Raw genomic sequence first — 23,530 nt, forward strand, 5'->3', positions numbered from 1 at the left:
ATTCTTATTTTACTTTTACAAAGTGACTGCTCTCTACAATACCTTGTCCGTCACCACTTAACATATATTCTACAAAAGCTTTTACTTCACTTGAAGCATCTCCGCTAGTTACTACTATAAATGGTCTTTGAACTTTATAACTTCCGTCAGAAACTGTACTTTCGCTTGGAGCAACTCCGTCAACTTTTACAGCCTTTAATTCATCATCTACATATCCCAGTGACATATAACCTATAGCACCTTTTGTTGTAGCAACAGTTGATTTTACTTGTCCCGTTTCATTTAATTCTGCTTTGTATTTGCATTTTTCTTCAACGTCAAGGATACTTTCAAAACCATCTCTTGTACCGCTTCCGGCTTCTCTTCCAACAACGACGATTTCGCTGTCATCGCCACCTACATCTTTCCAGTTTGTGATCTTACCTGTGTAGATGTCAGCAATTTGCCCGCTAGTCAAGTTTTTAACTTTGTTATCTTTGTTTACGACGATTGCAATACCGTCAATAGCTACTTGATATTCTGTTAATCCTTGTTCTTTTTCTTCATCTTTAAGTTCCCTGCTTAACATACCAACTTGAGCACTCCCGTCCTTTACGCTTGTTACACCCGCTGACGAACCTCCGCCTTGAACATCGATAGTTACATCATTATTTAATTGATAAGCCTCAGCCCAAGCTTTTGCGACACTTTCCATAGATGTGGAACCCGCCATTGTTATTGTACCGGAACTAGAAGCTCCGCAGCCGGCAAAGCCGATTAAACATAATGCTGATAAACATACAGCCAATAATTTCTTTTTCATTCTTTTTTATTTTCCTCTCTTTGAAATGATATTTATTATGTGGTTATCATATATCAATATCAATTTTCCGGAAATCATACTTTAGTAAATATAAAGTAAAAAAAACGTAAAACGGCAAAAAAATAAACATAGAAAAATTTACTTTATCTATGTTTATTTTTTCATTTATACTTTATTAAAATCATTAAAATTTTATATATTTACTTTTTATAATTTTAAAAATCAAAAATTTAATTTTTAATTAAATTATCTTCACATTTTTTCATCAGACCCTTATCATATCTTTCAATTTTATAATCCAAGCGCTCCAATGTGCTTTGCATTTCGGCAATTTTTTTACTTAATTTTTCACGTTCTTCCATTAAAATTTCTTTTCTTCCTTCAATGGTTTTGTCGCCCTCTTGAAATAAAGCTACATATTCAACCAAAGATTCTATGGAAAGTCCCGCACTTCTCATGCATTTTATAAATTCAATCCAATTCAAGTCTTCTTCCCTGAATTCTCTTATCCCACCGCCGTTTCTTGGAACATGAGGAATAAGACCAATTCTTTCATAATAACGAATGGTGTCTCCTGATATATCTAATTTTTTACTTACTTCGGCTATTTTCATAATAAGAACCTCCGACAATAATTTAGTATTTTATAAAGTTATTATTTTTTTCTATTATATAACCTGTAGTGGACTCCAAGTCAAGTATTAAAAAAACAAATTAAATAAAACATTTTTTTATTTTACCAGATATGCTTCTATTAAACACAAATAATTATTTTAATTTATTATAATCTTCATTACTTACTGCTTCCAGCCACTCATTTGATGAGTCTTCTGCGGGAACTTCTACAGCCAAATGAACAAACCAGCTGTCTTTAGCAGCTCCGTGCCAATGCTTGACTTCCGGAGGAATGTTTACGACGTCTCCCGGGAATAACTCCTTTGCATCTTTGCCCCATTCCTGATAGTACCCTCTGCCACCGGTCACCAAAAGGATTTGCCCTCCTTTATGATGTATATGCCAGTTATTTCTGCACCCCGGTTCAAAAGTTACATTTCCTATACTTACACCTTCCGTAGACAGCATATTCAAATAGCTTTGTCCTACAAAATAATCTTTAAAAGCGTCATTTTTGTTTCCTCTTTCAAAAATCTCATTATCCAATTGTTTTATTTCATTCATTTTGATTTCTCCTTGATTTAAATATATTTATTTTTCTTTCTTTTCTGCTTCATTTACGCAGTTAAGCGCATTTAAAGAACGAGGATAACCTATATAAGGAAGACAATGGGAAATTATTTTTATCAAGAATTCTTTATCATTTCCTATTTTCATATTTGCGGCGGCATGGCTTATGAGCTGAGGTTCACATCCGCCTTGAGCAGATAAGAAACAGAAAGTTATCATTTCTCTTTCTTTATAATTAAGACCTCTTCTCGTATAATAATCCCCAAAACAATTTGCAGCCAGCCAATAATTTATATGTTTACTTTCTTCGGGACCGGATTTCCAAAAGTCTTTCATATGTTCTCCGAAAATATCCACTTGAACTTGACTGCCTTTTTCTCTTCTGTTTTCTTTAGTGGTTGTAGACTGACTTTCAAGGGGAAGTTCAATTCCTCTTTCTCTTAAAATTTCATTTGTTGCTTTTAAAAATGGAAGAACTCTTCCAATACCTAAATATGCGGCTCCCTGATAAACTATTTCTTTGATTTCTATTGGAGTGATTTGAGCTTCCGGTGCGGATAATAACATTATTTTGTATTCGTCTATCCCCTGGCATCCTATCAATGCAGATAAAATAGCTATAAACCTAGTTTTTTCGTCCAAATCATTTTGATTTATAACTTCATCCAATACAAAATTATTAAATATCTCCATAAAATCAGGATCAGTATCTATTAAATCCAAACTATCTAAAGAAGAAATTTTTTTATCATACTCTTTTGCTTTTTCATAAATTGACATATTATTCTGCCTCGATCCAATCTTTTAATACTTCATCACAGCCATTTACGCTGCTGCCGCTGATAGGAAGTCCTTTTGCAATTAGAGAATTCGGACATAAGTCTTTTATATTCTTCTCGCTTCTTCCCATACGACTTCCTCCATGTGTACAGAAAGGATAGATTTTTTTACCGCTTAGGTCATATCCTTCCAAAAAAGTAAACACTGCCATAGGCATCGTACTCCACCAATTCGGATAACCAAGGTAAATCACATCGTATGAATCCATATCCTCTACGCTATTCTCTACTTTAGGTCTTGCATTTGAATTAATTTCTTTTTTTGCAATATCGACCGTCTCGTTATAATTATTTGGATACCTTTTAACCGGCTTTATTTCAAATAAGTCACTGTTAGTTAAACCTGCTATTTTTTCTGCTGCGGTTTTCGTATTCCCGCTATGTGAAAAATAAGCTACCAAAGATTTTTTACTGTTCATTTTTTATCTCCTTTTAATTTTATTATTTTTTATAATCTATTTATCCATAAATTTATTTTATTCATGGAAGTCTCTAAATTACTTCCGTTAAATTTTATATTAATCTCATTTTTTACTTGTGAATTTTTTGCCATATTTTTTATATCATTAACAGTACTTCCTATCCACCCTCCGTTGGTAATGAAAGAAATAATAATTTTTCCGCTTAAATCATATTTAGAAAGAAAAGTTCTGACTGCAGGAGCAAATGTATACCACCAAACGGGACTTCCCAATAGTATTTCGTTATAGTTATTTAAGTCTGTTTTTATTTCTTTAATTTCCGGCATATAGCCACTGTCAGTTTCTTTTTTCCCCTGCTCAACTACATCATCATAACTTCCGCTGTAAGGTTTTACTGTTTCTATTCTCACGATATCAACATCAAGTTTATCTTTTAAAATATCCACTATCTTTTTTGTATTATCCGTGTATGAACAATAAACAATCAATTTCTTTTTCATTTTATCCTCCGTAAAACATATTTTTGTAAATACTTTCTTTACATTAACACCCTATCACTTGGAGTGAACTCCAAGTCAAGTACTTTTTTAAATTTATAACAAAAAAAGAGCATATGATTTTCATATGCTCTTTTTATAATCTATTATTATTTTTCCGTGGAATATAAATATTTATGAACAAAAGCAGCAATTGCACCGCCAACCAAAGGTGCAAGGATAAATAACCAAACCTGAGATAAAGCTGCTCCTCCCGTAAATATTGCAGGTGCCAAACTCCTTGCAGGATTGACAGAGGTTCCTGTTAAAGGAATACCTATTATATGTACAAAAGTAAGTGTTAAACCAATTACAAGACCTGCCATATGACTTGTTTTTTCATTGTCCGTCACTCTTAAAATAGTCATTATAAATACAAAAGTAAGAATAACTTCCACTGCTAAAGCTCCGGCCATATTTAAACCGACTCCGCTTAATTCTCCGTAACCATTGGCGCCAAATCCTCTAAGTCCCTGACTTGCCGATGTAATGAATGCAAGTACTCCGCTTCCGGCTAAAGCACCAAGTACCTGTGCTATTACATATCCTATAAAATCATTCAAGTTCATTCTGCCCGTAATAAGCATAGACAAAGAAACTGCCGGATTGACATGACATCCCGATATATCTCCTATCGCATAAGCAGCCGCTACGATTGCAAGCCCAAATGCAAGTGCAATAGCTACTACCCCTAAAAATCCGCTTTCCATTCCCCCTGTAAAACCGCCTAAGACTACTGCAGTCCCGCAACCGAAGAATACTAATACAAATGTTCCAATAAATTCTGCTAAATACTTTTTCAAAACTATTTCCTCTCTTTAATTATATTTATTGTGTCTTTACTCAGTAATTAGTATAGCATATATCGACAAATAAAAAAAGAGAAGATTTCTCCTCTCTTTAATAATTTATTTACATTATTTATTTAATACAGATTTATATATTTTAACTTTATTATCTTTTTTAAGTTCCGCTATAAGCATATTATAAGGCTCATCAATATCTTCCAGCTCAACTTTTCCGCTGTGTTTACTCTTAATATCTTCATCTAACTTATTTACAGCTTCAAGTTTATTTTGACTGTCAAGTGTAGATAATATGGTGTCTTTACTGTCTTCAAATTTTGGTTGTACAGTATTTTTATCATAAACATATATTACATGATAACCATATTCGGTTTTAACTGGACCAATAACGCTTCCTTTTTCTGCATCAAACGCCGCTTTTGAGAAATCCTCTACCATAGAAGAATAAGTAAATGCTCCCAAATCAGAAGCTTCCTGTACCGAAGAATTTTTTTGGTACTTACTCATTATCTGATCAAAGTCAGCACCTTTTTTAGTAGCTTGTTCGTAAATTTCTTTAGCTAAAGATTTATCTGATGTTAGTATATGTTTTGCACTGACCGTGGATTTATCATAAGTCTTTGTATTTTTATTAAATTCTTTTTCTGCATCTTTTTCTGTCGGTTTATCGTAAGTAACTTTTTCTTCCAAAGCTTCTTTGTATAAATCGGCTGTAGCAATCCATTTTCCCGCTTCGTCATATTGTTTTTTTGTGATACCGTAAGCATTGTAAACAGAAGTTAATGTATCGCTTCCAAACATAGATGATAAAGATTCGTTTTCGGTCTTCTTAGAGCTGATTTTCTTAGTATCTATTTTAGTTTTGGCTTCTTTTCCCGCAGCATAGAATGCAGCTTTTTCTTTTACCATAGCCACTGTAGATTCTTTTAATTCCTGCTGCTTTTGTTCATCGGTTTTTTGTTCCTCAGAGCTATCCGTTGAACCGCTGTATTGTTTTTGATATTCATTATATTCCTGTTCCATTGCCTTTTGGATATAGCAGTAATAATAAATATAAGCAGGGACTTTTATATCGTCTACAGTCATATAATTAGCAGTGGCGTATTTACCGCCCTGAACTTTATTTCTAAACTTTTCCGCAAACCCGGAAGTGTAAGTTGAAAATTCTGCATATAGATTAACTGCATTTTCAAAGCTCTTTTCGTCTTTAAAACCATATTGTTTCAAAACACTCTTATACTTATCTCCCTTTAAATAGGAGCTTGATTTAATAGATTTAAGAGTTTCTTTTGCAGCCTCTTTTATTTCTTTATCATTTTTTGTATACCCGTAGTCCTTCGCTGCTTTTTTAACGAGTTCGTATTCAACGAGATTATTTGCTACTTCTTCCTTCAAGCTTGAAACCGAAGAGTCTTCCATTGAAATTTCTGTACCTGAGTTAGCATAATAAGATACAAGGGTAGAGCCTACAACAGCATCTAAATTCTTTTTGGGTATTTCGGTATCTCCCACTTTAGCGACAGCCTTATTAGCAAGCTTTTCTTCATTGACACTGCACCCGAATGCAGAGAATAGTAAAGAAATAACTATTGCAATCCCGATAATTTTTTTAATATTTTTCATAAATAAGTCCTTTCTGTATCAACATAGTAATAAACTATCATAATGCTATAAATTATACACAATTTAAGCTATATTATCAATTATTTTGTCTATAAGTTTCATAATATTCTGATGTACGTTTCTTGTCTTTTTATATGGGAAACAAATCCTTATAAATTTACTGTTCTTAAGGAATTTACCTTTAAACATTTCATATAATTTATTTATTTCTTCCATATTTATTTCTTTTTCTTTGTCAAAATCAAAATATATTTCTCTGTTTTCTTCATTAACATTAATACTTAATATATCTTTTTTACTTGCTTTATTCCTAAGAAGAGATATATCCATCAAATTAAGTGTTTCTTTTCTTATATCTCCGTATATATCAATAAGATTTTCAACCATTTCATCTTTATCTGCTTCTGTTTCTATGCTGGCAATTTCTTTATAAGTAATTATCCTTTGTTTCTCATCTTCTATATATTTCTTATCTATATAAGCATTTACTTTAATATTGATAGTAGTTTCCACCGGTTCTTTTTGGGCTTCCCCTTTGCTTTCTTTAAGAGCTTCCTGAAGCATTTTTGTATAAAGCTCATACCCTACATTCGTAAAGTGTCCGCTTTGATTTGCACCGAGAAGATTTCCCGATCCTCTTATTTGAAGGTCTCTTATAGCAATTTGAAATCCCGAACCGAATTTCGTAAATTCGTTTATTGCTTTAAGTCTTTTCATCGCGACTTCATTCAATGCCTTATCTTTTTCATAAGTCACATAACAATAAGCATTTTTATTGCTTCTTCCTACTCTTCCTCTAAGTTGATACAGCTGTGAAAGACCTAGATTATTACCCTCTTTTATTATCATAGTATTTGCATTTAAAATATTAAGTCCGTTTTCAACTATTGCGGTACAAACGAGGACATCGAATTCTTTATTCAGAAATCTGAACATAGTCTTTTCAAGTTCCCTTTCCGGCATTTGACCGTTCGCAAATTCGACTTTTAATCCCGGTATCAATTTCCTTAATTTAAGGCATGTCTTTTCAGCATTCTTCACGGAATTATAAACAAAAAATACTTGTCCGCCTCTGGATAACTCTCTGTTTATTGCGTCTTTTATGATGTAATCGTCATATTCTATAACATACGTTTCTGTTTCTTCTCTTTCCTTAGGGGGCTTTTCTATCGTCGATAAATCCCTTATACCAATAAGTGACATATTAAGTGTCCTTGGTATCGGCGTTGCGGAAAGAGTAAGAGTATCTACATTTTCCTTTAATAGTTTAAGTTTATCCTTATGAGCTACTCCAAATCTTTGTTCTTCATCGACTACAAGTAACCCCAGATCCTTAAAATTCACATTATCTGAAAGGAGTTTATGTGTCCCGATCACTATATCCACTTTGCCTCTTTCAAGCTTATCTATTATTTTATTCTCTTCTTTCTTCGTTTTAAATCTTGAAAGCATTTCTATTTTGACAGGAAAATCTTTAAATCTCTCGACAAAAGTATTATAATGCTGCATTGCAAGGATAGTTGTAGGAACAAGGACTGCACATTGCTTACCGTCCATTACAGCTTTAAAAATAGCTCTTGCGGCAACTTCGGTTTTACCAAAGCCTACATCCCCGCAAATAAGTCTATCCATAGGATATGGTTTTTCCATATCTTCTTTTACTTCTCTTACACATCTTTCCTGATCCTCCGTGAGTTCATAACCGAAGTTATCCTCGAATTCTTTTTGCCACGTAGTGTCAGGTGAAAAGGAAAAACCTTTTATTTCTCTTCTCTTGGCATATAGTGTAATATACTCTTTTGCAAGTTCTTTAACCGCTTTTCTCGTTTTATTCTTAGTATTTTCCCAAACCTGAGATCCCAGTTTATTAAGCTTTGGCGGTGCGTCAGATGAACCTATATATTTACTTACCAAGTTCATCTTATTTGCAATCACGTATAATTTATCATTTCCGGCAAATTCAATTTCAAGGTAATCATTATAAAGACCTCCGGCTTCCATATTGACCATACCTAGGTATCTTCCTATACCGTAAGTTTCGTGAACTACATAATCACCCTTTGTTATTTCACTGAAAAAAGCTTTTTCTTTATTTTTATCTGACTTTACTCTTTTCTTTTTTGACTCTTTTTTAATCAAAACATCATTATATGAAAGTATAAATAATTTTTCACTTAAGATATTTATTCCACTTCTTATATTCGATTTTACAAGTGCAACATGTCCGTCTTTAACAGTGTGAATAAAATCTATTTTATAATTACTTAAAAATTCAGAAATGTTATTTTTTTCTTTTTCATTTTTATAAGTAATTATTATTTTATAATTTTCTTTTAAATAAGTAACTATATTATTAATCAAATAATTGATATTTTTTACATAATTAATATTATCACTTGATTTTACTTCAATGATATCTTTACAAAACAAATTATTGGAAGCCATTGATAAATCAAAATAAATAAGAGAATCTAAATTTATAAATCTTTCTTCAGCTTCTGCAAATTTAAAGTGATTGTTTACTTGTATATCAAGTATCTTTCCGTGCTGTGATAAGTCTTTAAGCTCCTCTTTATTATCTTTAAAAAATCTGTTATAAGTCTTTTTTATTATACTGTAATCATCAAAAATAATAAGAGGGTCTTTATATAAATCAATAAGAGACTTTGTATCAGGTGAAGCATAGAATATATATTTAGTGGTATCATTTGTATTATCCGCTATTTTTTCATAAAGCTCTCTTAAGTTTTTGTCTGTTTCTTCATCTTCATTTTTTGTTATTAATTTTTCGAGCTTAGCTCTTACTTTTTTATTTAGTTTATTGATTTCATTATACTCTAATAAGCTTGTCTTTGCGGGAACAAGGGTAAAACTATTTATCTTTTCTATACTCTTTCCCGTACTCTTATCAAATGTCCTTATAGAGTCGATCTCATCATCGAAAAATTCTATCCTAACGGGAACTTCGTCCCCCATAATAAATACGTCTACTATGCCGCCCTTTACGGAGTACGCCCCCTGACCGGTAACCTCATATTCTCTTGCGTATCCAAATTTATTTAAAATTTCAATAAATTCATCTATATCTAATATATCTTCCGTCTTTTTTGTTATTATACTTTCCTTACCCCAGAATAGCCCCTTTTCCAAAACAGCATTTATCGAAGTAACGATTATTTTTTTACTACCCATTACAGCATTTTTTATGACATTTACTCTTTTATTGGTAAGTTCCATAGAATGACTGTCGATAAATTCATGAGTTATGGGCTTTGAAGGGTAATATAAAATATCTTTTTCATCCAATATATCACTTAGGTTCAAATAAGCCTCTTTTGCAGATATATCATCCTTTAAAATATAAATGACAGGTCTTTTTTCTTTATATAATTCATGAACAGTGATCATGTCTTTTAAATTGGAACTCACGCCATGAAGAAAAATACTTCCTTTCTTATCGGCAGTATAGTTGATTTTATTTATAAAAGATACGCTATTCAATAAACTCTCGGTCATTTATAATCCCCTTTTCAGTATATCGTTTTATTATATCACATTTTAAATCATATAAAGATTTTTATGATATAATAGCAAGTATAATTAAAGTATTATAAATACTCAGCTAAAAGATTTTACTCTAAATTAAATAAATATTCAAACATAAACTCGTATTTTTAATTATAAATTAATCTTTTTTTCACTAAATTAGATTATTATAGATAAATATAAGATTTAATATACATATTTAGAGTATATAAAATAAGGATGGTAAAAATATGAGAAATTTTAGCACAAAGGAGATTTATGACAATAAAGACTATCTGACTTTATTTTCAAAGCAGTATACAAATGTTTGCGAAACAAGAGCCAGAATAATTGAGCTTAAAGCAAATTTAAACCTTCCCAAAGGTACCGAACATTTTATAACCGATATACACGGAGAAAATGAAGCTTTTGAACACGTACTTAGAAACTGCTCGGGAAGCATAAGAAGAAAAGTCACCGAAACTATAGGAGATAAAGTAAATGAGGAAGAACTTAATACAATAATCACCCTCATATACTATCCTGTAAAAAAACTAAAACTCCTTGCAAGCGAAGACAAATTAAATAAAGAATGGTACAAGGATACACTAAAATATCTGATTGAAATACTCGCAAATGTATCAAGCAAGTCTACAAGAGAACAAGTCAGAAGAAATATAGATAAAAATTATGTAAACATAATAGAAGAATTATTATTCAAAAATGATAAAGACGAAAAAAGAGCATTATATTTTGAAAATATATTTGATACTATAATCGATACCAATGCAAGCGAGGATTTCATCGTTAAAATATGCCGCTCCATAAGGACGCTAAATCTGGATCATCTTCATATCATAGGCGATATCTATGACAGAGGAAGAGGCGCACATAAAGCAATGGATATAATATCAAATCATCATAGTGTCGATATACAGTGGGGAAACCACGATATTGTGTGGATGGGAGCAAACTATGGTAATGAAGCATGCATAGCAAACGTAATAAGGATATGTCTCAGATACGGAAATATAGAAACACTTAGGGACGGATACGGGATTGGTATACTTCCCCTCTCCTTATTCGCTTCAACAACATATAAAAATTCAACCAAAGAAGATTTAAAAGAATTCTTCCCAAGACTAAGTGATGAAGATCCGGATATCGATGAAGCATTGATGGCTAAAATGCATAAAGCAATAACGGTCATCCAGTTCAAACTGGAAACACAAATCATAAAGAGACATCCGGAGTACTTAATGGATAACAGGGATATGCTGTCTAAATGCAACTTCGATAAAGGGACGATAGTTATAGATGATATAGAATATGAACTAAATACTAAAGATTTTCCGACCATTGATAAAGAAGATGTAAGTAAACTTACGGAAGAAGAACAAAAGATAATAGAGACTTTAAAACATAGCTTTATATCCAGTGAAAAACTAAGTGAACATATAGATACACTACTGACAAAGGGAAGTATGTATCTAACTTACAATAAAAATTTATTATTCCATGGATGTATACCTCTAAATGAAGACGGAAGCTTTAAAGAAGTGAGGGTCGGAGAAGAGTATTATAAAGGCAAAGAACTTATGGATAAAATGGAATATCATTTAAGAAATGCCATTACCGGTGATAAAAAAGATACTTCATATTTCTGGTATTTATGGTGTTCTCCCAACTCTCCTTTATTTGGAAAAAGTAAAATGGCGACTTTTGAAAGATATTTCATTGACGATAAAGAAACACATAAAGAAACATATTTATCATACTTTACAAAATCAGCAGAAGAAGAAGTTGCCGTAGAAATACTCGGAGAATTCGGACTTCACGACAGCTATTCGAGGATAATAAACGGTCATGTACCTATTAAACTAAAAGCGGGACAAAGCCCTATAAAAGCTAACGGAAGGTTATTATTGATAGACGGAGGATATTCAAAAGCCTACAGAGATGTTACGGGAATTGCGGGATTTACGCTTACTTATAACTCTTATGGGATGAACCTTATAACTCATCATCCTTTCAACAATGTCGAATATGCAATCAAGCACGAAATAGATATCAGAAGCGAACATAGATTTTTATATGATAATGACAAAAGAATTCTCGTAAAAGATACGGATAAGGCAAAAGATATAAACAAAGAAATATATTATCTTGAAATGCTTCTTACCGCTTATCAAAAGGGTATCATAAAGAGGACTTAAAAAAGACCCATATGGGTCTTTTTTATTTTTAAACTATCAAAACACTCCCTCTTTATTCATCTCTTCAAATTCTTCATTTGAATACCCCATGGAAGTTATTATCTCTTTTGTATGATGACCGAGCGGATATCCTGATATATCATATTTAGCGGGACACTTAGAAAGCTTGATTGGATTTCCCATTTGTTTTATATTGATGTCTTCATTCTGAGAACTCTTTACTTCTACGACCATTTCTCTTTCCTTTACATGTTCATCTTCAAAAGCTTCTTTTAATGATAAGACAGGTTCGACACAAACGTCCTTTTCACTAAATATATCCATCCACTCATCTCTGGTTTTACTCTTAATGATATTTTTTATATCTTCTTTGACGTTATCTATATCTTCAGGAAATACCGAACCTTCGATATATTCTTCTCTATCAATAAGTATACAAAACTCCCTCCAAAACTGAGGTTCCAAACACCCTACACTGAGATATTCGCCGTCTTTTGTTTCATAAAAATCATAGATACATCCGCCGTTAAGCCTTTGTTTTTCCCTCTTAGGTTCTTCTCCCGAAACTAAGAAACCTGCACCGTCCATTGCATTAAAAGGTATCAACCCATCGTACATGGAAATATCTATATACTGCCCTTCTCCTGTCATATTCCTGTAATTTACAGCCGCCAATATACCCACCACTGAATTCATTGACCCTGCACAAACATCGGCAATCTGCATATTTGTAAGAACAGGTCCGATATTTTCCTTACCCGCATGCGCCATATTTCCGCTTCTTGCAAGGTAATTTATATCATGCCCCGCATTTTGGCTTAAAGGTCCCGTCTGCCCATATCCAGTCAGGGAACAATATATAAGTTTAGGATTTATTTTCTTAAGTTCTTCATACCCAAGCCCGAGTTTATCCATGACTCCGGGACGGAACTGTTCTAGAATGATATCATATTCCATTATAAGTTCTTTTACGATTTCAATGGCTTTAGGATTTTTTAAATTAAAAAATAAATTCTTTTTATTCCTGCCGAGCCAAGCTTGATTAGCGGATAGATTAGTATCGTCTACGAACGGAGGATAATCCGCAACGATATCGGGTCTTACAGAAGAACTGATTTTTATTACTTTAGCCCCCATATCGGCAAGGAGCAAAGAAGCATAAGGCCCGGGAAGAAGAGTCGAAAAATCGAGTATTTTTAAATTACCTAATGCTCCGTTCATTCTTACTTTTTTATTATTAGGTTCATTATTTTCTTTTATCATATTTATAACCTCCGATTATTATTTAAAAGTATATCATTTTTATAATTAAAGGAAAAGTTTAAAAATTTGTACTTTAATATTTAACTATTAAAAAAATCAAATATATTTATTATATTTTATAATTTATTTTCTAAATCATAATCTTTTAATATATTTATATTTTTAATCAATAAATGCTTTTTCTCTTCCGTACAATCTTTAAAAAGTTGATCTATTTCTCTTATTGTCAAATAAATTGCTCTCTTACCTAATTCCAAATTTAGCAGCTCATCAAGACCAATATCAAGTACTTTTGCTATCCTTACTAAAGTTTGAAGTGATACTTTAGTTGTTCCATTTTCAATATGACTTAAATGACTAACTGAAATATCCGCATATTCCGATAACCTCTCCTGAGTAATACCTTGAGTTCTCCTTGCATCGCCTATTTTAACACCTAACTTCATATAATCTATTTTCATTATACACACCAATTTTTTTAAATTATTTTTATAAATTTATTATTACATAAAATAAAAAATTATCTTGAAAAATACAACATATGATGTATAAACTTTTTTATAAAAAAAGAGCAGTAACATAACCGCTCTTTCAAATATTTATTTATTCTTTTTAGCTTCCGCTTTCGCTTCGAATTTTGCCTGATCGATTATAAACCTTTCGTGAGTTCCTTCTCCGACTTTTTCCTTTTCGTCATAAACATCGACTTTAAATAAAAGTCTTCTTCTGTCTACTTCGATAAGTTCACATTCACATCTGACTTTCATCCCGAGAGGAGTCGCCGCCAAATGTTTGAAGCTTGCCGCCGTTCCCACGGTAGATTCGCCTTCGTCCAAGTATTCTTCGGCTAATTTAAAACAAGTTCCTTCCATCAATAAAAGCATATCCGGAGTGGAAAATACTTCCGCGGCACCGCTGCCTTTACTTGAAGCAAGATGTTTTTCTTCAACTACCAATTCTCTTTCATTCTTAAGTCCAACTGTCAATTTACTGTTCATCTTTATTTTCTTCCTTATCCTTTGCTTCTTCCGCTTCGCCCGGATATTTACCCGTTTCATACAGACTTGCAAATTCTTCTCCGGTCAAAGTTTCTTTCTTTATAAGCTCTTCTGTCACAAGTTCAAGCTTATCTTTATGTTCTTTCAATATATTGATAGCTTTTTCATGACATTCGTTTATTATATCTCTTACTTCTTTATCTATCGCACTGGCAACTTCTTCACCGTAGTTTTTGCTTCTGAGAAAATCTCTTCCGATAAATACATCGTCCTGTCCGCTACCAAGCCCCAAAGGTCCGAGAAGTTCAGACATACCCCATTCAGTTACCATACTTCTTGCTATTTTAGAAGCTCTTTCGATATCGTTTGAAGCTCCCGTACATATATCATCAAGCAACACTTCTTCCGCAGCTCTTCCGCCGAGTAAGCCGCATATCAAATCGAGAAGTTTACCTTTTGGCATATGTGAATTATCATTATCGGGAAGGGAAATAGTATATCCAGCAGCCATTCCTCTAGGGATTATAGAAATTTCTCTGACTTCATCACATTGAGGAAGGCTCTTCATTACCACTGCATGACCTGCCTCATGAGCAGCAGTGATTTTCTTGTCTTCATCGGTAATGACTTTACTTTTCTTTTCGGGACCGGCAATTACTCTTTTAATTGCTTCTTCGATATCCTTCATAGAAACTTTCTTTTCTCTTTTTCTCGCTGCAAGCAAACTTGCTTCGTTCATTACATTTTCAAGGTCCGCACCGGTAAAGCCGGCTGTACTCTTTGCGATAATACTTAAGTCGATATCATCTGCCAAAGGTTTGCCTTTAGAATGAACTTTTAATATATCTTCTCTTCCCTTTACATCTGGAGGAGCAACCATTACCTGTCTGTCAAATCTGCCCGGTCTTAAAATAGCAGGGTCTAATATATCGGCTCTATTGGTGGCAGCAATGATTATTATACCTTCCTGATTTGAAAAACCGTCCATTTCAACCAATAATTGGTTTAGAGTCTGTTCTCTTTCATCATTTCCGCCGCCGAGACCTGCACCTCTGTGACGTCCCACAGCATCGATTTCATCTATAAATACGATACAAGGCGAGTTTTTCTTGGCGGTTTCGAATAAATCTCTGACTCTGCTGGCACCGACACCTACGAACATTTCAACAAAGTCTGAACCGCTTATGCTGAAGAAAGGAACTTTAGCTTCCCCTGCGGTCGCTTTTGCGAGAAGTGTTTTACCCGTTCCCGGAGGTCCTACCAAAAGCACCCCTTTAGGTATCCTCGCTCCGAGGTCGATATATCTCCTAGGAGATTTTAAGAAATCCACCACCTCCGCAAGTTCTTCTTTTTCTTCATCAGCTCCTGCTACATCCGCAAAAGTATACTGCTTATCGGATTTGGTATAAAGCTTGGCTTTGCTTTTACCGAAAGTCATTACTTTATTTCCGCCGCCTCCCTGCTGAGAGAAGAACACAAAAACCAAAAAGCCTAGTAGCCCTATGGATATAAGTGCCATTAAAGCACTGGTCCATCCCGATGGATTTGATACATCATATGTTACATCCAATTCTCCCGGATTTGCTGTGATATAACTTGTAATAAGTTTATCCAGCTCCGTTACGGATACATTGGATACAAGCATCGTATCCCCGCTTTTTAATGTAGATTTGGCTGTAGATTTATTTCTATTTATAATTATACTTTTTACATTGTCCGATTCTATATTCTGAACCAATTTACTGTAAGATGCTTTTTGTGTCTTAGCAGAACCAGACAGTGGGTTCATCGACCCCGTAAGCATGCTGACAAGCAGATAAGTACCTAAAATCAGAACAATATAGATAGTCACCGTTTTAAATCTTTTATTCAAAATGTTTACCTATTTCCTTTCTTTTATTAATTAGTTATTTTATCATACTTATTAATTATTAACAATAATTAGCAAAGTATATAAAAAATTTTAACATTATCTTTATTTTATGAATAAACTTCCTCTTTTAGTATACCTATATACTTAAGATTTCTGTATTTATCATCATAATCAAGTCCATATCCCACTACAAATTCGTTAGGTATGTAAAAACCGTAATAGTCAACGGGAACTTTTATTTCCTCTCTTCCCTTTTTAATAAGTAATGAACATATTTTCATACTGTTTGGATGTCTTTGTTTTAATATCCTCATCAAATAATCCAAAGTCCTTCCGGTATCAAGGATATCCTCTACTATAAGTACATCCCTTCCTTCGATATTTGTTGTAAGGTCTTTTACGATATTTACAACTCCCGAAGAATTGGTACCCTCATAACTTGAAACTGCCATAAAGTCCATATCCACAAAGGTATCGATTTCTCTGAGCAAGTCGCTTAAGAACATTACCGCCCCTCTGAGCACACATATAACAAGCGGATTTTTATCTTTATAATCCTTTGTTAATATTTTACCAAGCTCCTGAACCTTTTCTTTAAGCTCTTCTTCGGTGATTAGAATTTCTTTAATGTCTTCTTTCATGTTTACCTCTCATAGTTTTATAATTTATGCTTAATATATTTTTTGTATTTTCATCTATCCTATATTTATTGTTTATATCATATCCTATTACTGCGATTATATTTTCTTCATCTGATAAAAGAGGGATAAAGTCTCTGTCTTCTTTTGGTATCTTTTTATCTATAAAATATTTTTTTAACTTTTTACTTCCGTCTAATCCAAAAGGAGAAAACTTATCTCCGTCTTGTCTGGTCCTTAAAAAAAGTTTACCTCTTATTTTATCATAATCCACGTATTTATCTTCACTGTTTTTGTCTAAAATATCTTTTTTTTCTAATTTTATGAAAATATCATTGTATTTGACTTCAAATTTATTTTTATTCTCTACTTCCAAACGGATACTTTCTCTATTATCCTTGCTTAAATACTCAAAGTATAGTTTATCATATCTTCGTTTTGCTACAATATTATTTATTAAACTTATTTCAAAAGATGTATTATTTTTTTCTATCAAATCAACTATATTATTTATTGCCTTTGAATTTATATCTTTTTTTATACCAAGTTTATTTAGCATATTAAAAAGTATTTGTTTCTTAACTGCGGTATGAAGAGAATAATAATCTTTTAGCTCTATATAAACCTTATCATCTTCTTTGATAATAACTATTTTAGAAGCAAGCTCGTTTAATAAATCGTCGATTTCTCCCGCAATACTTGAAAGTTCAAAAAAATGATTATAAACATTATTATTTATTTCTTCCAAATGCGGAAGTATGTTATGCCTTATATTATTTCTGCTGTAATCAGTATCAAAATTTGTCACATCGGTAACATATTTTAAATCATTTTCTTCTATATAACATAAAATTTCTTCTTTGGTGAGATTTAAAATCGGTCTGATTATATTATTATTACTAACGGAAATCCCTTTAAGACCCCTTATCCCGCTTCCTCTTACCACATTTAGAATTATGCTTTCGCTATGGTCAAGAAGATGATGAGCCGTAGCCGTCTTATTTATATTATTTTCTTTCATTATCTTATATATGAGTTCGTATCTTTTTTTTCTGCTTATTTCTTCCAGACTCATACCGCTGTCTTCATGAAGCTCCAACATATCTTCACTTTCCAGAAATAAAGGGACGTCATATATTTTGCATAAATCTAAAACAAACGCTTCATCTCTCTTTGCTTCTTTTCTTATATTATGATTTAAATGAAAAGCATATAAAGAAAATTCCATATCCTTTTTTAATGTATTCAAGATATGAAACAAACAAACGGAGTCGCTGCCTCCCGATAAAGCAATCATTACTTTATCATTTTTTTCTATTAAATTATTTTCTAAAATAAAATCTTTTATTTTTTTAACAATCTTCGCTGAATTTTTTCTCATATGTCCATTTTAATAAAGTAAAAAGCATTTATCAAGGTAAATACCATAAATATTATACTTTAAAGTAAAATTATGGTATACTATCTAAAAATATAATTGGAGATACTCATGTCAAAAGTTGCATTAGTTTATTTGGATAACTATGAAATAGAAAATGTATATAATGCCCTAAAGAAAGGGATCGATTTGATTGGAGGGATTGAAAAGTTCGTAGATAAAGACGAAAAAATCCTCATAAAACCAAATCTTTTAAAACCGAGAAGTCCGGAATATGCAGTGACTACTCACCCAAGCGTCTTTGAGGCAATGATAAAAATACTAAAAGAAAATGACTATAAAAATATATCCTACGGAGACTCTCCCGGAAAAGGTTCTACTGTATCCGTAGCCAAAGAAAGCGGATTATATGATATAGGAGAAAAATACAATATCGAACTAAAAGACTTTTCTCAGGGAAGCACTGTTCATAATCAGGAAAATGATTTTGCCAAACAATTTGAGATAGCGGATGCAGTAACCGAGAGCGACAGCATTATAAGTATCTCAAAAATGAAAACACACCAGTTAACGAGGATAACAGGCGCGATAAAAAATATATTCGGCTGTGTAAACGGATTTAATAAAGGTGCAAGCCATGTTAAATTCTCCGACGGAGAAAGTTTCTCAAAAATGCTAATTGATTTGGTCAAGACCATAAATCCCAAACTCAACATAATGGACGGAGTAGTCGCAATGGAAGGTAACGGGCCGGGCAGCGGTACTCCGGTAAAAATGAATGTTTTGTTAATTTCCGAAGACCCTATTGCAATTGACATAATTTTTGCTAAAATGGTAAATCTGGACAGAAATTATCTTCCTTTTATAGAATATGCCAGAAAAATCAATTATGGGACTAAAGAAGAAGACATTGAAATCGTCGGAGATGATTTTGAAAAGTTTATTAACAATGACTTTGACGTAGTAAGAGAACCCGTTGGGATAGGAAAATTTGATAAATATAAAAAGTTCAGAAGATTTATTTTAAAGAAGCCTTATATTGTACAGAAGAAATGCATCAGATGTAAAATTTGTGTTAATGCATGTCCCCTTCCCGACAAAGCCATAAGTTTTAATGAAAAAGAAAACAGGATAAGCTATGACTATTCAAAATGCATAAGGTGCTATTGCTGTCAGGAAATGTGTCAAAGTAAGGCAATAGAGGTAAAAACTCCTATTCTTAATAAAATTTTAATAAGGTAATAATACTTTCATAATATAAATGTTATATTATAAATAAAATGGATAAAATAAACCAAATTTCGATTAATACGATTAAGTATTTAATTTTATACTAATATATTTAAAATGAGGTTATTATAGTATGGGTAAAATTGTAGTCAGAAGAGCTGACGGAGAAGTAATCAAAATAGATGAAAACGAAGCTCTTGGTGAACTTAGAAAAATAAGAGACAAAGAAAAAAGAAACAGAAAAAAACCAAGCAAAAGACCAAAAGGGAAAAGACCTTCTAATAATAACGGACCTAAAAGACCTAATAACAATAAAGACCCAAGGGACCATAGAAGAGAAGAGCCTGCTAAAATGACTAAAAGACCTAAGGGAAAGAGGAAAAAGCCTCAAAAACCTTGGAAGAAGAGAGTTAAAAAAATCGCAGTATTCCTTCTTGTTTTCTTGATTGCTGCATCGGCTTTTGCTTATTATCAAGTAAATCAAATATTTGCAAAAATGAATACCGTCGATTTTCCTAAGGGAGACAGCGAGCTTGGAATATCTTCTTATGTAAATGATTATTACAGAAAAGAAAATAAATATATCAAAAATTATGCCTTATTCGGAGTTGACTCAAGAGGAAAAGAAAACGGCAGGACAGACTCTTTGATGATTTGTTCTGTAAACAGTAAGACGGGAGAAATAACTCTTACTTCAGTACTCAGAGACTCCTATATAAAAATTGCACAAGTGGGAGACGAAGATTACGGTTTTGACAAAATAAACGCCGCACATTCCTTTGGCGGACCTATAATGACAGTTAAAACCTTAAATGAAAACTTCGATTTAAATATTCACGATTACGTAGAAGTAAACTTCAAAGCAGTATCGGATATTGTAGACGCTCTGGGCGGTATTACAGTAGACGTAAAAGAAGATGAAATCGAAAATCTGAATAAATATATAAGAGAAAACAACAGACTTTTAAAAGGAACAAAATCAAAAGAACTTACAAAAGCGGGAAATCAGAAACTTGACGGAAAACAGGCATTATCTTACTGCAGGATCAGATACGCCGGAAACGGTGACTACCAAAGAACCGCAAGACAAAGAATTGTAATGAGCAAAATTTATTCCACGCTTAAAAATAGCAGCCTTTTAACACAGAAGAAAGCTCTTGAATCCGTACTTCCTTACATCACCACATCAATGTCATCAAATGATATGTGGCCTATTATAATGGCATACTTAAAAGGCGACGGCGGTCCGAAATCAAAATCTCTTACAAAAAACGACCTTATGAAATCGGGAACGATCAACGGTGGATGGTGCTTGATATTCGATACATTAAAAGAGAATGTTCAGTATCTTCATAAAATAATCTACGGAACAGATTATACGGTTTCGCCTACAGTGGAACAAAGAAACACAGAATATGAAAATAAGACGATGTACACAACAAAATATGCAATAGATTCAAAAGTGTATACAAAATAAAAAAGCCCATATGGGCTTTTTTTAATATAAACTTTATTATTTATATAGGAACATTCATAGTATCTTTTATTAAAAAATAAACGACAATATATATAACCCTGAAAACCGGTAATTTACCTACCGGGTAAAAACTATCATTTGAAATATAAATAACCTATTAAATAAAATAAAGTACCCTATAAATATATTTAAAGGATACTAAAAATCTAATATGGCGGAGGACACGGGACTCGAACCCGCGGGGCTGTTACACCTTACTCACTTTCCAGGCGAGCTCCTTAGCCACTCGGTCAATCCTCCGTTTTTTCTTACGATTAATAAATTAACACAATATAACTTTTTTCTCAAGACATTTTTAGTAAATTTAATTTTTTTATTATAATAATTTATAAATAAACAATAAATTATTATGCTTATTAAAAAATCAATATATATTTAAAACACTTATTTATCAACAAAAAGTTATAAAAAGCCTTTACAAAAAGGATTTTAAAGGATATAATAATTTAACTGTGACAATTCGTCACATCCTTGGGAAAATATAAAGTTTTCCCCATGAGTCCATAAGGAGGTGAAAGATATGCAAAAATATGAAACATTATTCGCTGTTAGACCTGACATGAATGAAGAAGAAGTTAAGGCAATGGTTGAAAAAATTCAAAACGTAATCACAAGTAATGGTGGTAAGGTTGAAGAAGTTGATGAATGGGGCATGAAAAAATTAGCATACAAAATTAACAACAAGTATCGTGACGCATACTATACATTAATTAATTTTGAAGCTGAAAAACCTTGTTTAGATGCACTAAACCACACATTCAGAATTACAGAAGATATCATAAGAGACATTATCGTAAAAAGATATTAATCTTATATTTAGGAGATAAAAATGCTAAACAAAGTAGTATTGATAGGACGTCTAACAAGAGATCCTGAAACAAGAGTTTTAACTTCAGGTTCAAGTGTTAGTACATTTACACTAGCAGTTGACAGAACATTCAAATCAAGAGACGGAGAAAGAGGAACGGACTTTATCCCAATAGTTGCTTGGGGAAAAACTGCGGAGCTTTGCGGACAATACCTTTCAAAAGGAAGACAGACCGCTGTAGCAGGCAGGATACAAACAAGAAGCTATGACGCAAATGACGGAAGCAAAAGATATGTGACAGAAGTCGTTGCTGAAGAAGTAACTTTCCTTGGTTCTAAAAATGATGGTATGAGAAATAATAATAACAATAATTCATACCAGTCTCAGGATAACGAATTTGGCGTACCAATGGACGGCTTTAGTGAAATGGACGACGACGATATGCCATTTTAATTAATTAAGTAAAGGAGAAAAGCTATGGCTATGCAAAGACAAGGTGGATCTAACGGTGGATACAGAGGTGGATCAAACGGCGGATTTAGAAGAAGAAAAAAAGTTTGCTATTTCTGTGAAAACAAAATAGAACACATTGATTATAAAGATACAAAATTACTTAAAAAATACGTATCTGAAAGATATAAAATTTTACCTAGAAGAGTAACAGGTACATGTGCGAAACATCAAAGAGGTGTTACACAAGCTGTAAACATTGCAAGAAATGCAGCATTATTACCATATACAACTGAATAATAAGTAAATTATTAAGGACATACATAAATGTATGTCCTTTTTTTATTATTAAAGTTACAATTATCGAACTTTTAAATAATTTACTAATAAAAAGATAAAATAAATAATAGTTTCATTTTATTATTATTGAATGAAAACGAAAGTAAATCAAATAAAAATTATATGTATTTTTTACCTGAAATGTGATAATATATAAATAGATGTATTAAGGAGGACAGAAATTATGTCAAACGGAAAATTTTTAGCAGGATTAACAATAGGTGTAATTGCGGGTATAGCGGCAAAATATGCCTATGACAACAAGGAAGAACTTATGGATATAGCATTGGATAATTACTACATTGCTAAAGATGAACTATCTACTTTTGCTCAGCATTCTTTGGAAAAGGCAGAAAATTTATCAAAACAAGCTAAAGAAGGAGCTGACTTTGTATTTGACGCAGCAAAAGAAAAAATTGAAGAAGCAAAGAGCTATGCTGATGAACAAATAGATGATTTAAAAGGTATGGTTAAATCAGCAGGCAGCGAATTAAGCGAAGATAAAAAAGAAAACGAAGATATAGACGGTTTTGAACTAAAGTTTGATGAAGAGCTTTTGTAGGAGAAGTAAATGAATATAAATATCAGTCCCTTAGATATGGCATTGATTGCTCTTTGCATTGCTTTAGTAATACTAATCATATATTTGATTATAACGGTAAATAAATTATCAAAAACAATGAACGAAGTAAACACATTACTAAAAGATGTACAAACAATAACACAAGACAATACAAAAAATATAAACTCTATTATAGATAATATAGAACATATCACAAGCGACGCAGTTGAGCTGACAAACAAAGTAAACAGCTCTGTAAAAGGTATAGAAACAGCTCTCAAAACTCCCTTAGATGATCCCTCAGGAATCATGGAAGGAACCATGAAGGTTAAAAAAGTATATTCTACAGCAAAAAATGTCATGTTTGCTGCAATGGTGGTAAAAGACTTCTTTAACAGAAGGAAAGAGAAAAAACTAAGAAAAAAATATAAACAATAATATTATGGACATCAAGGTTGTGGCTGAAAAATTAGTGTATAGCTGCGGCCTTTTATAATATT

General features: G+C 32.4%; 23 protein-coding genes and 1 tRNA gene. 8 read left to right on the forward strand and 16 right to left on the reverse strand.

Going from position 1 to position 23,530, the window contains the following annotated elements:
- Window positions 1-4: 4 nt before the first annotated feature.
- The 9 genes from NSA01_RS02705 to mfd all read right to left on the reverse strand — a co-directional run bounded on the left by NSA01_RS02705 (window position 5) and on the right by mfd (window position 9,729).
- Window positions 5-802: a phosphate ABC transporter substrate-binding protein gene (locus NSA01_RS02705; protein ID WP_257479978.1), complete on the reverse strand. Its 798-nt coding sequence runs from the start codon at window positions 800-802 to the stop codon at window positions 5-7.
- 230 nt (window positions 803-1,032) lie between these two features.
- Window positions 1,033-1,416, reverse strand: coding sequence for a MerR family transcriptional regulator (locus tag NSA01_RS02710; RefSeq protein ID WP_257479979.1), 384 nt, complete (start codon window positions 1,414-1,416; stop codon window positions 1,033-1,035).
- A 154-nt stretch (window positions 1,417-1,570) separates the two neighbouring features.
- Window positions 1,571-1,981, reverse strand: coding sequence for a cupin domain-containing protein (locus NSA01_RS02715; RefSeq protein WP_257479980.1), 411 nt, complete (start codon window positions 1,979-1,981; stop codon window positions 1,571-1,573).
- Between the two features lie 27 nt (window positions 1,982-2,008).
- Window positions 2,009-2,767 carry a carboxymuconolactone decarboxylase family protein gene (locus tag NSA01_RS02720; protein WP_257479981.1) on the reverse strand — a complete coding sequence of 253 codons (759 nt, stop codon included), beginning with the start codon at window positions 2,765-2,767 and terminating at the stop codon, window positions 2,009-2,011.
- A gap of 1 nt (window position 2,768) precedes the next feature.
- The gene (locus NSA01_RS02725; RefSeq protein ID WP_257479982.1) at window positions 2,769-3,245 is read right to left on the reverse strand and encodes a flavodoxin; all 477 of its coding nucleotides are present in this window, start codon (window positions 3,243-3,245) and stop codon (window positions 2,769-2,771) included.
- A 29-nt stretch (window positions 3,246-3,274) separates the two neighbouring features.
- Window positions 3,275-3,748 carry a flavodoxin gene (locus NSA01_RS02730; protein ID WP_257479983.1) on the reverse strand — a complete coding sequence of 158 codons (474 nt, stop codon included), beginning with the start codon at window positions 3,746-3,748 and terminating at the stop codon, window positions 3,275-3,277.
- Between the two features lie 146 nt (window positions 3,749-3,894).
- Window positions 3,895-4,587 carry an MIP family channel protein gene (locus NSA01_RS02735; protein ID WP_306813833.1) on the reverse strand — a complete coding sequence of 231 codons (693 nt, stop codon included), beginning with the start codon at window positions 4,585-4,587 and terminating at the stop codon, window positions 3,895-3,897.
- Window positions 4,588-4,701: 114 nt separating this feature from the next.
- A complete protein-coding gene (locus NSA01_RS02740) occupies window positions 4,702-6,213 on the reverse strand; it encodes a peptidylprolyl isomerase (RefSeq protein WP_257479984.1) in 1,512 nt (503 codons plus the stop codon).
- Window positions 6,214-6,276: 63 nt separating this feature from the next.
- The gene (mfd, locus tag NSA01_RS02745; RefSeq protein ID WP_257479985.1) at window positions 6,277-9,729 is read right to left on the reverse strand and encodes a transcription-repair coupling factor; all 3,453 of its coding nucleotides are present in this window, start codon (window positions 9,727-9,729) and stop codon (window positions 6,277-6,279) included.
- A gap of 260 nt (window positions 9,730-9,989) precedes the next feature.
- Here mfd and NSA01_RS02750 point away from each other — a divergent pair, with 260 nt between their 5' ends.
- A complete protein-coding gene (locus NSA01_RS02750) occupies window positions 9,990-11,954 on the forward strand; it encodes a fructose-1,6-bisphosphatase (protein WP_257479986.1) in 1,965 nt (654 codons plus the stop codon).
- Between the two features lie 36 nt (window positions 11,955-11,990).
- On the opposite strand, the gene NSA01_RS02755 is transcribed toward NSA01_RS02750, so the two are convergent.
- The 6 genes from NSA01_RS02755 to tilS all read right to left on the reverse strand — a co-directional run bounded on the left by NSA01_RS02755 (window position 11,991) and on the right by tilS (window position 18,107).
- A complete protein-coding gene (locus NSA01_RS02755) occupies window positions 11,991-13,217 on the reverse strand; it encodes a CaiB/BaiF CoA transferase family protein (RefSeq protein ID WP_257479987.1) in 1,227 nt (408 codons plus the stop codon).
- Between the two features lie 116 nt (window positions 13,218-13,333).
- Complete coding sequence (locus NSA01_RS02760) at window positions 13,334-13,678, reverse strand: helix-turn-helix domain-containing protein (RefSeq protein WP_257479988.1); 345 nt, start codon at window positions 13,676-13,678, stop codon at window positions 13,334-13,336.
- A gap of 138 nt (window positions 13,679-13,816) precedes the next feature.
- A complete protein-coding gene (locus tag NSA01_RS02765) occupies window positions 13,817-14,215 on the reverse strand; it encodes a thioesterase family protein (RefSeq protein ID WP_257479989.1) in 399 nt (132 codons plus the stop codon).
- Window positions 14,205-16,088, reverse strand: a complete 1,884-nt coding sequence (ftsH, locus tag NSA01_RS02770) for an ATP-dependent zinc metalloprotease FtsH (protein WP_257479990.1) — start codon at window positions 16,086-16,088, stop codon at window positions 14,205-14,207. The genes NSA01_RS02765 and ftsH overlap by 11 nt, the downstream gene beginning before the upstream one ends.
- 107 nt (window positions 16,089-16,195) lie before the next feature.
- Window positions 16,196-16,729 (reverse strand): hypoxanthine phosphoribosyltransferase, encoded by a 534-nt coding sequence (hpt, locus tag NSA01_RS02775; protein WP_257479991.1) that lies wholly within the window; start codon window positions 16,727-16,729, stop codon window positions 16,196-16,198.
- Window positions 16,713-18,107: a tRNA lysidine(34) synthetase TilS gene (gene tilS / locus NSA01_RS02780; protein ID WP_257479992.1), complete on the reverse strand. Its 1,395-nt coding sequence runs from the start codon at window positions 18,105-18,107 to the stop codon at window positions 16,713-16,715. Before tilS ends, hpt begins: the two co-directional genes overlap by 17 nt.
- 108 nt (window positions 18,108-18,215) lie before the next feature.
- Between tilS and NSA01_RS02785 the strand changes: the two genes are divergently transcribed.
- Together NSA01_RS02785 and NSA01_RS02790 are read left to right on the forward strand one after the other, a co-directional pair.
- Window positions 18,216-19,346 (forward strand): DUF362 domain-containing protein, encoded by a 1,131-nt coding sequence (locus NSA01_RS02785; RefSeq protein WP_257479993.1) that lies wholly within the window; start codon window positions 18,216-18,218, stop codon window positions 19,344-19,346.
- 121 nt (window positions 19,347-19,467) lie between these two features.
- The gene (locus NSA01_RS02790) at window positions 19,468-20,811 is read left to right on the forward strand and encodes an LCP family protein (protein ID WP_257479994.1); all 1,344 of its coding nucleotides are present in this window, start codon (window positions 19,468-19,470) and stop codon (window positions 20,809-20,811) included.
- Between the two features lie 212 nt (window positions 20,812-21,023).
- Here the strand turns inward: NSA01_RS02790 and NSA01_RS02795 are convergent.
- Window positions 21,024-21,111: transfer RNA gene (locus tag NSA01_RS02795), tRNA-Ser, on the reverse strand.
- A gap of 280 nt (window positions 21,112-21,391) precedes the next feature.
- Here NSA01_RS02795 and rpsF point away from each other — a divergent pair.
- From rpsF to NSA01_RS02820, 5 genes are all read left to right on the forward strand, one after another.
- Window positions 21,392-21,679 carry a 30S ribosomal protein S6 gene (gene rpsF, locus NSA01_RS02800; protein ID WP_257479995.1) on the forward strand — a complete coding sequence of 96 codons (288 nt, stop codon included), beginning with the start codon at window positions 21,392-21,394 and terminating at the stop codon, window positions 21,677-21,679.
- Between the two features lie 21 nt (window positions 21,680-21,700).
- Complete coding sequence (locus tag NSA01_RS02805; RefSeq protein ID WP_257479996.1) at window positions 21,701-22,132, forward strand: single-stranded DNA-binding protein; 432 nt, start codon at window positions 21,701-21,703, stop codon at window positions 22,130-22,132.
- A 24-nt stretch (window positions 22,133-22,156) separates the two neighbouring features.
- Complete coding sequence (gene rpsR, locus NSA01_RS02810) at window positions 22,157-22,429, forward strand: 30S ribosomal protein S18 (protein ID WP_365945436.1); 273 nt, start codon at window positions 22,157-22,159, stop codon at window positions 22,427-22,429.
- A gap of 223 nt (window positions 22,430-22,652) precedes the next feature.
- A complete protein-coding gene (locus NSA01_RS02815; protein ID WP_257479997.1) occupies window positions 22,653-23,030 on the forward strand; it encodes a hypothetical protein in 378 nt (125 codons plus the stop codon).
- Between the two features lie 9 nt (window positions 23,031-23,039).
- A complete protein-coding gene (locus tag NSA01_RS02820; RefSeq protein WP_257479998.1) occupies window positions 23,040-23,468 on the forward strand; it encodes a DUF948 domain-containing protein in 429 nt (142 codons plus the stop codon).
- Window positions 23,469-23,530 lie beyond the last annotated feature (62 nt).

It is taken from the genome of Anaerofustis stercorihominis (genome assembly GCF_024623185.1).
Lineage (GTDB): Bacteria > Bacillota > Clostridia > Eubacteriales > Anaerofustaceae > Anaerofustis.

Coding starts and splice junctions, on each gene's coding strand:
- NSA01_RS02705 (WP_257479978.1), bottom strand. CDS start 802: ATGAAAAAGAAATTATTGGCTGTATGTTTATCAGCATTATGTTTAATC.
- NSA01_RS02710 (WP_257479979.1), bottom strand. CDS start 1,416: ATGAAAATAGCCGAAGTAAGTAAAAAATTAGATATATCAGGAGACACC.
- NSA01_RS02715 (WP_257479980.1), bottom strand. CDS start 1,981: ATGAATGAAATAAAACAATTGGATAATGAGATTTTTGAAAGAGGAAAC.
- NSA01_RS02720 (WP_257479981.1), bottom strand. CDS start 2,767: ATGTCAATTTATGAAAAAGCAAAAGAGTATGATAAAAAAATTTCTTCT.
- NSA01_RS02725 (WP_257479982.1), bottom strand. CDS start 3,245: ATGAACAGTAAAAAATCTTTGGTAGCTTATTTTTCACATAGCGGGAAT.
- NSA01_RS02730 (WP_257479983.1), bottom strand. CDS start 3,748: ATGAAAAAGAAATTGATTGTTTATTGTTCATACACGGATAATACAAAA.
- NSA01_RS02740 (WP_257479984.1), bottom strand. CDS start 6,213: ATGAAAAATATTAAAAAAATTATCGGGATTGCAATAGTTATTTCTTTA.
- mfd (WP_257479985.1), bottom strand. CDS start 9,729: ATGACCGAGAGTTTATTGAATAGCGTATCTTTTATAAATAAAATCAAC.
- NSA01_RS02750 (WP_257479986.1), top strand. CDS start 9,990: ATGAGAAATTTTAGCACAAAGGAGATTTATGACAATAAAGACTATCTG.
- NSA01_RS02755 (WP_257479987.1), bottom strand. CDS start 13,217: ATGATAAAAGAAAATAATGAACCTAATAATAAAAAAGTAAGAATGAAC.
- NSA01_RS02760 (WP_257479988.1), bottom strand. CDS start 13,678: ATGAAAATAGATTATATGAAGTTAGGTGTTAAAATAGGCGATGCAAGG.
- NSA01_RS02765 (WP_257479989.1), bottom strand. CDS start 14,215: ATGAACAGTAAATTGACAGTTGGACTTAAGAATGAAAGAGAATTGGTA.
- hpt (WP_257479991.1), bottom strand. CDS start 16,729: ATGAAAGAAGACATTAAAGAAATTCTAATCACCGAAGAAGAGCTTAAA.
- tilS (WP_257479992.1), bottom strand. CDS start 18,107: ATGAGAAAAAATTCAGCGAAGATTGTTAAAAAAATAAAAGATTTTATT.
- NSA01_RS02785 (WP_257479993.1), top strand. CDS start 18,216: ATGTCAAAAGTTGCATTAGTTTATTTGGATAACTATGAAATAGAAAAT.
- NSA01_RS02790 (WP_257479994.1), top strand. CDS start 19,468: ATGGGTAAAATTGTAGTCAGAAGAGCTGACGGAGAAGTAATCAAAATA.
- rpsF (WP_257479995.1), top strand. CDS start 21,392: ATGCAAAAATATGAAACATTATTCGCTGTTAGACCTGACATGAATGAA.
- NSA01_RS02805 (WP_257479996.1), top strand. CDS start 21,701: ATGCTAAACAAAGTAGTATTGATAGGACGTCTAACAAGAGATCCTGAA.
- rpsR (WP_365945436.1), top strand. CDS start 22,157: ATGGCTATGCAAAGACAAGGTGGATCTAACGGTGGATACAGAGGTGGA.
- NSA01_RS02815 (WP_257479997.1), top strand. CDS start 22,653: ATGTCAAACGGAAAATTTTTAGCAGGATTAACAATAGGTGTAATTGCG.
- NSA01_RS02820 (WP_257479998.1), top strand. CDS start 23,040: ATGAATATAAATATCAGTCCCTTAGATATGGCATTGATTGCTCTTTGC.